Here is a 13,226-nt window from a genome sequence, read left to right as displayed (position 1 = left end):
GTGGCAGCGGTTTTCTCGAGGGGTAGGCTTCTTCCGGAGGTCGTCGTTGCTTCGGCTCATCGAGACGGAAAGCGGGCTTTGGGATCGCTTCCAGCGAGACATGGCCGCGCTGCGCGCCGCGCCCGACGCCGCGCCACTCGTCGAGCGATGGCGACGTGCGAGCGAGCTCGGCGCGAGCGCAATCGGTCCCGCGCATCCGCTCGGCGTGCGCGACGTCGAGCTCGCCTCGCGTCGTGACACGGCACTTGGCCTTCTCCTCGGAGGTGACGCCGCGCTCGATGCGCTCGAACACGAAGTCGTCGGTCGAGGTCTCTTGGCCATCGTCGCCGACGCTCAGGGGGTCATCGTCCGCTCGCGCGGCGGTGGCGCGTTCTCCGCAGAGGTCGTGAAAACGCGACTCGTCGAAGGTGCTTGTTGGGACGAGGCCGCGCGCGGAACGAACGCCATCGGTACGGCGGTCGCCGAGAAGCACGCCGTCGCCGTCGTGGGGCGCGCGCACTGGGAAGCCGTCAATCATGGGCTCTTCTGCTACGCCGCGCCCGTTCGCGATCCGTTCGGTGACCTCGCGGCCGTGATCGACGTCACCGGTCCTCTCGGCCTCGATCAGCCCGCCATCGGCGCCGCCGTGAGCAGCGCAGCAGCGGCGCTCGAGTCCGTGCTTCGCGCGCGAGCGTATGCCTCGTCCGACGTGGGGTCGAACCGTCTCGTCGAGCGCATGCTCGATCGCTGCGCGGGGCCTGCCCTTCTCGTGGAGTCACCAGGCGTCGTCCGCCGCATGAACGACGCGGCGATCATCGAGCTCGAAGCGGCCGCCGACGATCTCTCGGTCGAGCGGTTGTTCGGCGTTCGCTACGACGAGCTCGTGACCGCGGCGCTCTCGGGCCCGGCCTTCTTCGAGACCACGCGACGCCGATTCGTCGTCGAGTTCGAGCCGGTGATCACCGGCGGTCGGGTCCTCGCACTTCTCTGTTTTCTATCCTCGCCGTCGTCCCCCACCGTGTTCCGACCGCGCGTCGAGGCGGCGAGCACACGGCGCGCGAAGACCGACGAGTCGGAGCCCCACGTGCCGAGCTCGTTCACGAGCGTCCTCGGCTCCGATCCCGCGCTCGCCCGTGCCAAGCAAACCGCGGCACGCCTCTCGAGAGCCGAAGTTCCCGTGCTCCTCCTGGCGGAGACGGGAACCGGCAAAGAGCTCTTCGCGCGTGCGATTCACGAGGCGAGCCCGCGCGCGCCTGGTCCGTTCGTGACCATCAACTGCGGAGCGCTCGCGCCTTCGCTGCTACAGAGCGAGCTCTTCGGCTACGGGCCGGGCGCCTTCACCGGTGCGCTCCGACAGGGAAGCCCCGGCAAGCTCGCGGCGGCGCATGGAGGAACGCTGTTTCTCGACGAGCTCGCCGAGATGCCGAAGGAGGCGCAGGCGATGCTCCTCCGCTTTCTCGAAGACGGCTCGTATTCGCGCGTTGGCGAGGTCGCCGCGCGCAAAGCCGACGTGCGGGTCGTCACCGCCACCTGCCGCGACCTTCCTCGTCTCGTCGAAGAGGGCGAGTTCCGGCAAGATCTCTTCTTTCGCATCCACGGCGGCTGCGTTCGCCTGCCCGCACTTCGCGAGCGGCTCGATCGACTCGAGCTCTCGCGAGCGCTCGTGCAATCCATGGCCGGTCGGTATGGCTTCGACCGAGCGCCGGAGCTCGCCCCGTCGGCCGAGGCCTGGATTCTCGATCACGATTGGCCGGGCAACGTGCGCGAGCTCAAGACGGCACTCGCGCACGCGCTCGCGATGGTCGCCGGCGAGTCGTCTCGTGCCGCGCTCGAGCGCGAGCACTTTCCCGAGCCGCTGGTCACGCGCCTTCGTGAGCGATCGGCCGAGCCGCCCACCCGACGCAAAGCGATGCGCGATCTCGCCGAGACCGCGCTCGCGCGTGCAGGTGGCAACATGAGCGAAGCCGCGAGGCGCCTCGGCGTTGCTCGAAGCACGCTCTATCGCCTGCTCACCTCGAGCCCGCCCTCGAAACGTCGCGCGGACTCCTGATCCGCGTCAGAACGTGACCTTGGCGTCGAGACCGGCGTTCCACGCCACGTAGCTATCTGCCTTGACGAAGTTCTTGCCGGGCTCCGAGTTCGAGCAATACGACGTGCCCACGAAGCCCGTCGCGCTCGTCGCAATACAGCCGGCCACGGCGTTGTTGATCGCCACCTCGAAGGAGGGCCCGAGCGACAAGAACTTGGTCACGCGGTAGTCGACGCCGATGGCGATCGGCACGGAGACCGCGTGATGTTCGAGGTCGACGTCGCCGACCACCTTGCCGCCCGCCGAGGTGGCGAGGTCCTTCTGAAACGACTGCTGATCGTGCTGGTAGGCCACGCCGACGCTCACCCAAGGGTCGACGTATTTGGAGGCGCTCGGAACGAACACGCCTGGATAGAAGCGGAGGTAGAAGCCGGCGTCCCAACCCGTACGCGAAAGATCCCTCGAACCGTCGTCGAGATTCGATCCCGACGCGCTTCGAAAGCCTCCACGCAAACCTGCGCTGAGAAAGGGCACGAAGCGATACCCCACGAACGCTTGGCCGACGAAGCCGCTGCCCCATGGCGATGCGCCCTTCATGAGCGCGCCGGGGTCGCCTTGAACCGACGCATTGCCCGATGGCGAAAATCGGAGCGGCGAATCCGAGCCCGCACTTCCGAACGAAGGTCGGAGCATGAGCTCGAACCCCTTCAATCCGGCGGTGGGATCATCGTCCTTGGACGATTCGGCCGGCGTGTCGGCCGCGAAGGCGGTGGCGGGAGCGAAGGCCGTCGCGAGGGCGAAAGCGACGAACGAAGTGCGAACGAAGAAAGAACGAACGAAGAAGCGAGCGAAGAAGCGCGCGAAGAAGCGAGCGAAGAAGCGAGCGAAGAACATGGACACCTCGGATCGAGCACTCACGTGCAGAGCGGTCCGCGGCGTATCCACGAATCGGGCCAGGCGAGCTCGCGCCGCTTCGACGGGCGATTCCCATGCAATGTCCACGTTTCCGAGCGAGCCGACCGGATCTCCCGCTACCGGCGCGACGCGTGTGAGCACAGCCGTTCACACGCTGTGTGTGAGCCTCGCGCAACGAACGCCCGCCCCCCGTCCGCCCGGCCCGTTACGGCTGAGCATCGCACGTCGAATACACCGTCTTGCGGCCATAATCGTGTGGCGTCTTGAAACGAGTGCGGCGCTAGGGCTCAACAACTCCGCACGATCGCTCACGAAAGCGCGCAGTTGGGCGCTCGAGGATCTTTCTGGCGAATCGAATTCGGTCTAACGACGTCCGTCTTACGCCAGTCGGCTCCATCCCTGGGGCCTGTCGAAAGAATGGACGAAATGAACCATCGCTTCCTACTCACTTCCGCGGGGGCTCTCGCCTTCTCGGCTTTGACGGCTTGTCAGGCAGCCATCCCCTTCTCGGGTACGACGCCCGTGAACGCCGCGGCCGCGCCGGTGGCCGCCGAGGCTCCGCAGAAGATCAAGCATGCGCGCCTCAAGGGCGACCACATCGAGATCGACGAGAAGATCCAGTTCGCGGTCAACGCGGACACGATTCTCTCTTCGTCGGACTCGCTGCTCGGTGAGATCGTCGACACCATCAAAGAGAACCCGCAGATCAAGAAGATCGAGGTTCAGGGTCACGCGAGCTCCGAGGGCGATCCCGGCCGCAACAAGACGCTGTCGGACCTGCGTGCGAAGGCCGTCGTCGCCGCGCTCGTCGGTCGCGGAGTCGACGCGAAGATCCTGACGGCGAAGGGCTTCGGTTCGAGCAAGCCCGTCGCGGACAACAACTCGGAAGACGGGCGCGAGAAGAACCGCCGCGTCGAGTTCGTCATCCTCGACCCCGCCAGCAAAGACGCAGCCGCCGCGCCGGCGTCGGCCAACAAGCAGAAGGCCGCAGGCCCGAACGACACGAGGACGCCGTGAAGATCAAGCTCTCGCTCTTGGGTTCGCTCCTGGTTCTCGGAGCCATCGGTACCGGCTGCGCAGCCCCCACGCGCACGGCCGCTCAGTACAGCGACGACACCGCGCGCGTCTTCTCCGCGAAGGACCCCGAGCTGCAGGCTTGCTACGCCGAAGCTCGCAAGGCCGACCCGACCGCGCACGGAACGGTCACCGTCGACTTCTGGTGGAGCTCCATCAAAGCGCCGAACGACTCGCGCATCCCGTCCGACGTGAAGGTGATCGCGGGCAAGTCGACGGCGTCGCCGGCGCTGCAAGACTGCGCGCTGAAGAGCGTCAGGTCGGCCGTTCTCACGCCCGAAGGCTCGGGTATGGGCCACGCCACCTGGACGTTCAACTTCGATCAGGCGGCGGGCGCGAGCTCGGCTCCGGTCGCGGCGGCGGCTCCGAAGAGCTGATCGCCTCGCCATCGCTGCGCCGGTACGCATCTCGCGCCCGGCGCAGCGATAGCCGCTCATCGCGGCTGCTTTCGAAGCGTCAAAACCGCTTTGCCGCTCACGCGACGGCCCAGGAGCGCCGCGGCCGCTTCGCCCGCCCTTTCCCAGTCGCCGCGCCATCCAATCTGCGGATCGAGCTCTCTGCGGGCGACGAGCGAGGCGAGGTACTCGATGTCGGATCCGAAGTCGCTCCCCACGACGAAGATGTCGATTCGGCGGCCGCTCGCGCGACGTCGTTCGCGCTCGAAGTCCACCGTCGAGGGCTCGCGAGAAGCCTGTCCGATGCTTTGGAGCGAGCCGCCGCGTTCGACGAGCGCAAGCGCTTCTGCGAGCATTGCTCCACCCACGTTGTCGAGGACGCCGAACACGGGCGAGGTCACCTGGTCCAGTCGCGTGACGACCTCGTCGGCACCAAGCTCGCGAAGGCCTTCGCCGCGCGCGGCGTTGCCGACCGCCGCGATCACGTGAGCGCCGGCGCGATGGGCGAGCTGCACGGCAAAGCGCCCCACGCCGCCCGAGGCGCCCGTGATGAGCACACGACGGCCGACGAGCGGCCCGAGCGCTCGGACAGCGCGTAACGCGGAGACGCCGGCAGCCGGCAGCGCCGCCGCCGATTCGAAGTCGACGGCGTCGGGCAGGACTCCGAGGTCCGCGGTGCGAACCGCACGAAGCTCCGCCCACGCAGCGTTTGGTGCGAAGCCGGCAACGCGCGCGCCTTCTTTCGGCCCCGAACCATCCGCCGCGGCGCGAACCACGATGCCCGCCGCATCCCATCCGGGGATTTCACCTGGGCGACGTATCTCGGACATGAACGCGACCTCACCGAAGTTGAGCGACGTGGCATGAACTTCGACGAGCGCTTGGGACGCTCCGGGCTCTGGCGGAGAGACCTCCTCCGCGCGCAGTCCCTGGGGTGACTTCGGATCGTACGTGAGTGCTCGCATGGGCTCTCTTGGCTCCTCTCGACCGCCAAGATGCGCCGGGGCGTCCGGACTATCCATGCTACTTTGTCCCCAATGCTTGACTATTCGTCCGGCAAATCGGGATGGCACGCGGATGCGCTCAGCGAGGTCCTCGGTGACCTTCGGATCTCGGACGGCACCTACGGTCGTTGCGAACTGACAGGCTCGTGGGGAATCGACTTCCGCGACGTGTCACAGGCGCGGTTCCACTTCGTGGTCTCGGGCAGCTGCTTTCTTCGCAGCCCCGAGCGCGGATGGATCGAGCTCCATGTCGGTGACGTGGTGCTCGTTCCACACGGGACGAAGCACGCCCTGGCCCACAAGGCACGAGGCAAGCTCGCTCCACTGGAAGACATACCGCTCGACGAGATCGGCGACCGTGCCTACGAGATGCGCGCCGGCACCCATGGCAAGGCCACGATTCTCGTGTGCTGCAGCGTCAGCTTCGCGGCGCCCGCCGCTGCGTCGCTTCTCGAGCTGATGCCTCCCATGCTCTTGATCCGAGAGGGCGCCGCCAAGGACAAGACACTTCCCTTGCTGCTCGATGCGATGACCGAGGAGGTCGAAGCCCGACGCGTCGGCGCCGCGACGGTCCTCACGCGCCTCGCCGACGTCGTCATCACGCGCATCGTCCGCTCGTGGGTCGAGTCGCGCACCGAAGATACGGTCGGCTGGCTGGCGGCGATCCGCGACCCACAAGTGGGCCGAGCGCTCGCGGCGATTCACAAGGAGCCAGGCAAGCCGTGGTCGGTCGAGTCACTGGCCGACGTGGCAAAGACCTCGCGTTCGGTCTTTGCCGAGCGCTTCAACGCCGTGGTGGGGATCCCTCCCGCGCGCTATCTCACCCGGTGGCGCATGAACCTCGCGACCGGATGGCTTCGCTCCGAGCGGCTCACCGTCGCCGAAACCGCCATGCGGCTCGGCTACGACTCCGAGGCCGCCTTCAGCCGTGCCTTCAAGCGATTCGTGGGTGTGCCGCCGAGCGCGATTCGAAGAGCCGCCGTCGAGTGACCGTCAGGCCGCTTCGATCATCGCGCGGAGCGTGCGCACGAAGGTCGAGAACTCGAAGGGCTTCTCGAGGAAGCCGAGCTTCGAATCGGCGCGAAGTTCGGGGCCGATGGCCTCCTCGCTGTATCCGCTCGAGACGATAACCGGTACCCAGTGACCTTCGGCGCGAAGAGCGCGAACGACCTCGCGGCCACCACCGCCCGGCATCATGAGGTCGACCATGATCGCGTTGATGGCGCCCGCATGCGTTCGATACATCTCGAGGCAAGCGTGCGCCGAATCGGCTTCGAGCACGTGGAAGCCGATGTCGGTGAGCATCATGGTGAGCACCTGACGAACGCGCGGCTCGTCGTCAGCCACGAGAACGGTGCCCGATCCGCGCCAGTCTTCGACGGTCGGCGGTGGAGCAGGCGTGGGACGCCCCTCGGTCGTGGGAAGATACACGCGAAACGTCGAGCCCTTGCCGAGCGTGCTGTCGACCGTGATCGTGCCGTGATGTGCGCGAACGATGCCGATGGCAGCTGCGAGGCCGAGCCCACGCCCCTTCTGTTTCGTGGTGAAGAACGGGTCGAAGAGGCGCGCGCGCGTCGACTCATCCATGCCGACGCCCGTGTCTCGAACCTCGAGGCACAGATACCGGCCCTCGGCGAGCGCGTCGTCCACGACGGACGATGCGAGCGTGCTCCGATCGAGGTCGACGAGCGAGGTCGTCACCGCGATCGTGCCGTCGGCCTCGCCCACCGCGTCGGCCGCGTTGGTGATGAGGTTCATGATGAGCTGGCGGATCTGCGCTGCGTCGCCCTCGAAGGCGGGCAGCTCCGTCGGGAGGTCGAGCACGAGGCGCGCGCCCTTGGGCACCGACACCTCGATGAGCTCGGTCATCTCCTTGGCGATCATGCTCACGTCGAGGGCACGCACGACGAACGGACCCTTGCCGGAGTACGCGAGCATCTGCGCCGTCAGCTCGGAGGCGCGAATCGCCGCTAGCTTGATGCGCTCGAGCTTGATGCGCAGGCCTTCGTCGAGCCCGGCGTTGTTCAACGCGAGATCCGCGTTTCCGAGAACGCCGACGAGCAGGTTGTTGAAGTCGTGCGCGATGCCGCCCGCCAAGAGACCGAGGCTCTCGAGCTTTTGGGTGTGGCGCATCTGTTCTTCGATACGACGGCGTTCGGCCTCGGCGCGTTTGCGCTCGGTGACGTCGACGACCAGCACGAGCTGCGCGGATTGTCCTTCGAACTCGACAGGGATCGACGACCACTCGACGTCGGCGTGCTCACCGTCGATTCGAAGAATCGGCAGCTCCTCGCGCGACCGGCGGTCGACGTAGAGCAGCTCCGGCACCTCCGGGACGAGCTCCTTCATACGACGCGTCGCGAGATCTTTCGCATCGCGCGCGCGCCACAGAGCCACAGACGCGGGGTTCGCGAAGAGCACCTCTTCGCCGCGATGGACGATGACCGCGGACGGTGAGTTGTCGACGAGCGTGCGGTAGAGCGCCTCGCTCTGCCGAAGTGCCGTGGTGCGTTCCTCGACGAGTGATTCGAGCTTCTGGCGATTCTGCTCGCGCAGCTGTTCGAGCGCCTCTTCGGCACGCCGCTGTTCGGTGATGTCCTTCAGCCAGCAGGACAGACCGATGATCGCCCCGTCGCGATCGAAGATCGGCTGGTAGTGATCTTCGAAGACGCCGCGCGTGAACTCCTCGGAGCCGAACTCTTCGATGCGCACGACGTGCTCGCCCGCGAGCGCACGATCGAAATTGTCCTGAGCGGCGGCCACGTCATCCGGGCGGCCAGCGCGGACGATTTCGAGGAGGCTCATCCCGAGCGTGATGTCGACGTTCCAGATGCGCTTGATCGTGATCCGATGCGCCTCGTTGAAGAGGAGGTAGCGGTAGTCACGATCGAGAGCAAAGACGACGAGGTCGCGTGGACTCTCGAGAATGGCCCGATAGAGGTGGGCATTCTTGGCGTCCTCCAGCACGTCGGCAGGAAATGCGTGCGTTGCGTCTCTAGCTTCCGGCAACTTCCCCAACGCAACCCGCCCTTCGCAGTCCCTCGACGCCAAACTAGAGCCATGGCGCGAGCAGCGCAATGCGCTGCTCCGGGTTAGGGCCGTATCCTCCCTAGGGATGATACCGCGCCGCGGGTTGCGTGGCGCTTTCCCATGGTTTGGCCCCTAGCTCCGCCGAGGACCACACCTGACCCCAGAGGTCGGCTGGGTCGAGTTCGCTCACTTGAGGCGAACGAGGAAGCGCGCCTCGAACTGATCCTCGACGAGGGACGTGGGCTGCTTCGAGCCGGTGAGGGAGAAGACGACGCACTTCTTGCCCGAACGAATCACCTCGCCGACCTCGAAGAAGGAGCCCCGATTGGGCGTCGAGAGCTTGAAGACCTCGCACGATCGCATGTCCGACGAATCGCACGCCCACTTGGCGGAGATGTAGCCAGGCTCGACGAAGTAGCCGAGGTCGAGATCCTTCGCCGGAGGCGCGACGTGGAACCAGGGCTTGCCTTCGGGATCGAAGAGATTCAGGACGACCGGCGGCAACCTGTAGTTCGTGCTGTAAACCTCCGCGTAGACGTTTCCGCCGGTCATGGGGATCGCTGGATCGCTGATCTGTTCGCTCAGAACCTCGTGAGCCCCTGCCTGCCACGCGCTGCAGCCGCTCACGTTCGTGCACGTCCGCCTTCGCGTCGCCACGTAGTACTTGCCCGCCACGCCGTGGGTGCCGCCGGCAGGAAGGTACTTCGCGATGTCGCTCGTGGAGAGCTCCGCGCCGGTGCATGCGCGCGGGTCGAAGGGATCGTTGGACTTCGCGGTGACGGCACTCTCGTCCTCCACCACGTCGTCGCCAGTGTCTTGGGCGGCTGCACATCCCGCCGTCGTGAAGCAGGCGAACGTGCCGATGGCGAACAGGAGCGGAGCAACGAAGCGGACCGACGTGGTGATCGTCTTCATGGGAAACCTCTCGGAGTCGAGCGCGGGGTGAATGCGAGCGAGTCCGACGTCGGCGCGTATCGACGTCTCTTGCCCCTGTACGCCACGCCCTCACGCGCCCTCCCCGTCGGAAGCGACGATTCCTCAGGACGAATGCATTTGGCGCACCACGCGTTTCGCGCTGACACACCGAGTGACACGCCAGCTTCTTCGCTTCGTCGACAAGGACGGCACCGCTTCGACGTCGACCGTCGTGGCGACCGCGCCCACCGGCGTGCTCTATCGTGGCGTGACCATCTCGCCGGCGCCCTGATTCCGACACTCGGACTCACGCATTCACGGTCTCGAGGACGACGTCGCCTTCACAAACCACGTGGAGGCGACCTCGTTGCTCGCGACTCAGTCGGATCGTGGAGCCCTTTTCCTCCAGGCGTCGCTGGAGCATCAGGAGGCGCGTCTCGAGGTTGTCCTTGAAGGCGGGTAGCCGCAGGAAAGGGTCCAGACGAAGCTCTCGATTGAGGAACGTCGACCGCCCTTCGGCCTGCCGCAGCGACAGCACGCGAAAGAGAATTCGCCCTGGCAAACCTTTGATGAGGTAATCGCCATCGATGAGCACGCTGTCGTCGGCCGGGTAATAGCGAATCTTGATTGGCGCGAAGCTCCCTTCGGATTTCGGCGGTGCATCATCGGCGTCGCGATCCGCGTCCTCGTCCCGCGTATCTCGGTGCAAGGCAATGGCCTGCGCGAGCAAATGACCGGCCGTGATCAGCACCTCGACGTCGCGGTCGTCGAAGGCCAGCGCGCGCCGGCTCTCCGTGGTGAGGACGCCGAAGAGCCGCCCATGCAGGACGAGTGGCACGGCGAGAAGACTTCGTGCTCCGTCCAGGCCGGGAAGAGGGATCTCGCGTTCGTCTTGGCCGCGGACGCGTTCGACCTGCTCTTCGACCGCACGACGGTAGAGGAGCTCGCGCGCGGCATCGGCGATCCGCACGGGCATGCGACGCTGCGCACACGTCCCGATCACCGAGACCCCGAGGGGAATGCGCGCACCGACGCCGGAGCTCTGGAAACCTCGACTCGCGAGCGCGTAGAGGTGCCCTTCGCTCTCCTCGAGCAGATAGAGGCTCACGCTCTCGTAGGCGAGGTGCGTCCCGAGCACGTTGAGCCCCGTCTCGACGACGGCGGCGAGCTCGCTCGCGGCGGCGATGCCTTCGGTCAACCGGACGAGTCCTGCGAGAGAATTCGGAGTGATGCGCGGCGACGGCGCTCTCGACTCACCTTCGCGAGGAACGAGGTTCACGCCGATGACTTCGAACACGTCCGCCGACTTCAGCGCGAAGACGTGATCCATCTTCGAGGCCGACGCGATCGCCTCGATACGATGCTTCATCTTGTCGAACGTGGGCCCCTCGGTTTCGCTGCGGACGAAACGCAGGTCGAGAATCCACTGCGTGAAGTCGCCTGGGTCGACCACGAGCAGCTGCGCGACGGGATGTGCGTCGAGATTCGCCCGTGTCTTCCGAAAGAACTGACAAGAGAGCGCCACGTGGTGGTCGTCGACGAGAAAGACCTGTGAGAGCCAGGTCGCGTTCGGCGTGCCGTCGGCCGCGCACGTGCCGAGCGCCGCAGGAATGACGCCTTCGAAGCACGATGGTGATAGCGCGCGAAGGGAGGTCGTATCGGGCATGTTCATCGGAGTGCCAAAAGGCCTGACCTGAAGCCTGGCGTTTGGTCGAAGAGTTCGTGCACGACGAACGAGAACACCACGACATCGGTCATCGACCAGAACCCATTCGGAGGCCCTTCGATACCCAACATGGTCGTCTCCGCTCGAAACCTCCCGCGATGCGCCACGGCGACGTCCGACTGTTCGGGCCAGACGACTCGGCGTGCGTTCGTGCCCTTGGCCTGGATGGTTTGATACGTGGTTGGGCGCGCAGCGGTCAGTGAAACCACGCCCGTCGCATCGAGGTTCTCGATGGCTAGCCGTCCCTCCGGAAGCGGCACGGAGAACTCCACCGCCTCGCCGACGACGCGAGCGGCACAGCAACGCACGATGGCCGGCCGCATCGCGGCGCTCCGCGTGACCGCGAGCAAGCTCGGACCACGCTCGAGCAAGAGCGCGAGATCCGCAAGGGTCGGAGGTCCGGACGGTTCTTTCACGACGTCCATGGTACGGCCCTCTCCGCCAACTGTCGTCGGCTGCGAAGGATGCCTAGGAAACAAGTAGGAAGTGTGTAGCAACTGAATAGGAACGCGTGATTTCTCGCGGTCCTAGGTTCTTGTCGTCCGCGGCGATGCCGCAAAAGGAGACACCATGAACCTACGCAACCTGTCCAACCTGGCCAACCTGCGCCACAACATCTACCGAGACGTCCACAAAGGTTTGCGCCGCGAGCTCGCGAGCCTCGTCACCGACATCGGCATGCTCGATGCCCGGACCGAAGAGTTCGACCGAGCGGCCGCCCGCTTTCGCCAACTCCGCCGGCTCCTCGAGGCTCACCACGATCACGAAGACGTCCACATCGGCCCGCATCTCAAGCGCCACGCACCTCGCCTCTTCGAGGAAATGGAGAAGGAGCATGGCCTGCTCGCTCGCGAGATCGCCGCGCTCTCCGTCCACGCCGACGCAGCGCTCTCCGCGGCCGGCGACGATCGCATCTACGGCGTGCGAACCTTCTACATGGCGCTGGGGGCTTTCATGGCGCGCTACTTCCTCCACATGGACGAGGAAGAGCGGTCGTATCTCGCGGCCCTCCAGGCGGCCTATACGGATGCCGAGCTCGGAGCGATCGAAGGTGCCCTCGTGGGGAGCATCGCGCCCGACATGCTCGAATGCTTCATGGCCATCATGCTTCCCGCCATGAATCCCGACGAGCGCGCCGAGCTCCTCGCGCACGCCGGCGCGGCACCTGCACCGGCGTCGCGCGTTCCCGACGAGCGGACCACGTCGGAGGCCGTGCATGCTTGATGGCATCACGCTGGTGACGGGCGCGACGGGTGCGCAGGGGGGAAGCGTCGCGCGACGCTTGCTCGCCTCGCGCCAGAAGGTTCGCGCACTCACGCGACGCGCCAATTCTCGCGCCGGATGCCTGTTGCGCGAGCAAGGCGCCGAGGTCATCGCCGGCGATCTGGCCGACGTCGGCGCACTCGCTCGTGCCATGAACGGCTGCCGGCGGGTCTTCGGCGTGACGAGCTTCTGGGAGCACTTCGGAACGGAGACGGTCCACGGCAAGAACCTCGTCGACGCCGCACGCGAAGCGCATGTCGAGCATCTCGTGCTCAGCACGCTCCCCTCGTCGAGGCGCCTGAGTGGCGGAACGATCTCCGTTCCCCACTTCGAATCGAAAGCCGAGATCGAGCAGTACGCCCGCGCGTCCGACGTCCCGACGACCTTCACGCACCTCGCCTTCTACTTCGAGAACTTCCTCGACTACTTCGTTCCCGAGCCCGACGAGCATGGGCTTCTGCACTTCGGGTTCCCACAAGGGGACACACCGCTCGCCGGGCTGGCTGTCGAAGAGGCGGGCGCAGTCGTGGAGGCCCTGTTCCGCGAGCGCGGGCGTTTCCTCGGTAAGGTGGTGGGCGTGGTCTCCGAGGAACTTCGCGGCGATCAATACGCCTACCTCCTCGGCCAAGCGCTCGGTCGTGAAGTTCGTTACGACCATATTCCTGCCGAGGTGTATGCCGAGCTTCCCTTCCCCGGCGCCGACGATCTGGCGGCCATGTTCGATCTCAACCGTCGATTCGTTCTTACGCGCGCCGACGACATCGCCCTCACGCGCTCGCTCCATCCCACGATGGCCACGTTCTCGACCTGGGCGCGAGCACAGCGACCTCGCTTCGAGGACGTGATCGCGAAGCGAACGAAGCGCGATTGAACGACTCAAGTATGTGAAAATCTGC

12 protein-coding genes are annotated in these 13,226 nt (G+C 66.1%); 6 read left to right on the top strand and 6 right to left on the bottom strand.

The window, feature by feature from the left end:
* The first annotated feature begins 46 nt into the window (after positions 1-46).
* Positions 47-2,029, top strand: a complete 1,983-nt coding sequence (locus tag AKJ09_RS28630) for a sigma-54-dependent Fis family transcriptional regulator (protein ID WP_146651045.1) — start codon at positions 47-49, stop codon at positions 2,027-2,029.
* 6 nt (positions 2,030-2,035) lie between these two features.
* Here AKJ09_RS28630 and AKJ09_RS28625 read toward each other — a convergent pair whose 3' ends face one another.
* Positions 2,036-2,902 (bottom strand): hypothetical protein, encoded by an 867-nt coding sequence (locus AKJ09_RS28625; protein WP_146651044.1) that lies wholly within the window; start codon positions 2,900-2,902, stop codon positions 2,036-2,038.
* 447 nt (positions 2,903-3,349) lie between these two features.
* On the opposite strand from AKJ09_RS28625, the gene AKJ09_RS28620 reads away from it, so the two are divergent.
* Together AKJ09_RS28620 and AKJ09_RS28615 are read left to right on the top strand one after the other, a co-directional pair.
* On the top strand, positions 3,350-3,940 hold the full coding sequence (locus AKJ09_RS28620) for an OmpA family protein (protein ID WP_169927949.1): 591 nt from the start codon (positions 3,350-3,352) through the stop codon (positions 3,938-3,940).
* Positions 3,937-4,374: a hypothetical protein gene (locus tag AKJ09_RS28615; RefSeq protein WP_146651042.1), complete on the top strand. Its 438-nt coding sequence runs from the start codon at positions 3,937-3,939 to the stop codon at positions 4,372-4,374. The genes AKJ09_RS28620 and AKJ09_RS28615 overlap by 4 nt, the downstream gene beginning before the upstream one ends.
* Before the next feature lie 56 nt (positions 4,375-4,430).
* On the opposite strand, the gene AKJ09_RS28610 is transcribed toward AKJ09_RS28615, so the two are convergent.
* A complete protein-coding gene (locus AKJ09_RS28610) occupies positions 4,431-5,357 on the bottom strand; it encodes a zinc-binding dehydrogenase (RefSeq protein WP_146651041.1) in 927 nt (308 codons plus the stop codon).
* A 72-nt stretch (positions 5,358-5,429) separates the two neighbouring features.
* Here AKJ09_RS28610 and AKJ09_RS28605 point away from each other — a divergent pair, with 72 nt between their 5' ends.
* Positions 5,430-6,386 carry an AraC family transcriptional regulator gene (locus AKJ09_RS28605; protein WP_146651040.1) on the top strand — a complete coding sequence of 319 codons (957 nt, stop codon included), beginning with the start codon at positions 5,430-5,432 and terminating at the stop codon, positions 6,384-6,386.
* 3 nt (positions 6,387-6,389) lie between these two features.
* Here the strand turns inward: AKJ09_RS28605 and AKJ09_RS28600 are convergent, their stop codons facing one another.
* The 4 genes from AKJ09_RS28600 to AKJ09_RS28585 all read right to left on the bottom strand — a co-directional run bounded on the left by AKJ09_RS28600 (position 6,390) and on the right by AKJ09_RS28585 (position 11,483).
* Positions 6,390-8,363, bottom strand: a complete 1,974-nt coding sequence (locus AKJ09_RS28600) for a PAS domain-containing hybrid sensor histidine kinase/response regulator (RefSeq protein ID WP_146651039.1) — start codon at positions 8,361-8,363, stop codon at positions 6,390-6,392.
* Positions 8,364-8,612: 249 nt separating this feature from the next.
* Positions 8,613-9,341: a hypothetical protein gene (locus tag AKJ09_RS28595; RefSeq protein ID WP_146651038.1), complete on the bottom strand. Its 729-nt coding sequence runs from the start codon at positions 9,339-9,341 to the stop codon at positions 8,613-8,615.
* Positions 9,342-9,648: 307 nt separating this feature from the next.
* Positions 9,649-11,013 carry a GAF domain-containing protein gene (locus tag AKJ09_RS28590; protein WP_146651037.1) on the bottom strand — a complete coding sequence of 455 codons (1,365 nt, stop codon included), beginning with the start codon at positions 11,011-11,013 and terminating at the stop codon, positions 9,649-9,651.
* Positions 11,010-11,483 (bottom strand): hypothetical protein, encoded by a 474-nt coding sequence (locus AKJ09_RS28585; RefSeq protein ID WP_169927948.1) that lies wholly within the window; start codon positions 11,481-11,483, stop codon positions 11,010-11,012. The genes AKJ09_RS28590 and AKJ09_RS28585 overlap by 4 nt, the downstream gene beginning before the upstream one ends.
* A gap of 154 nt (positions 11,484-11,637) precedes the next feature.
* Between AKJ09_RS28585 and AKJ09_RS28580 the strand changes: the two genes are divergently transcribed.
* On the top strand, positions 11,638-12,291 hold the full coding sequence (locus AKJ09_RS28580; RefSeq protein ID WP_146651035.1) for a hemerythrin domain-containing protein: 654 nt from the start codon (positions 11,638-11,640) through the stop codon (positions 12,289-12,291).
* The gene (locus AKJ09_RS28575) at positions 12,284-13,201 is read left to right on the top strand and encodes an NmrA/HSCARG family protein (protein WP_146651034.1); all 918 of its coding nucleotides are present in this window, start codon (positions 12,284-12,286) and stop codon (positions 13,199-13,201) included. The genes AKJ09_RS28580 and AKJ09_RS28575 overlap by 8 nt, the downstream gene beginning before the upstream one ends.
* Positions 13,202-13,226: the final 25 nt, after the last annotated feature.

Source organism: Labilithrix luteola (assembly GCF_001263205.1).
GTDB lineage: Bacteria > Myxococcota_A > Polyangia > Polyangiales > Polyangiaceae > Labilithrix > Labilithrix luteola.
Note: the sequence above shows the minus strand (reverse complement) of the source record. Positions and strands in the feature narration are given on the sequence as shown.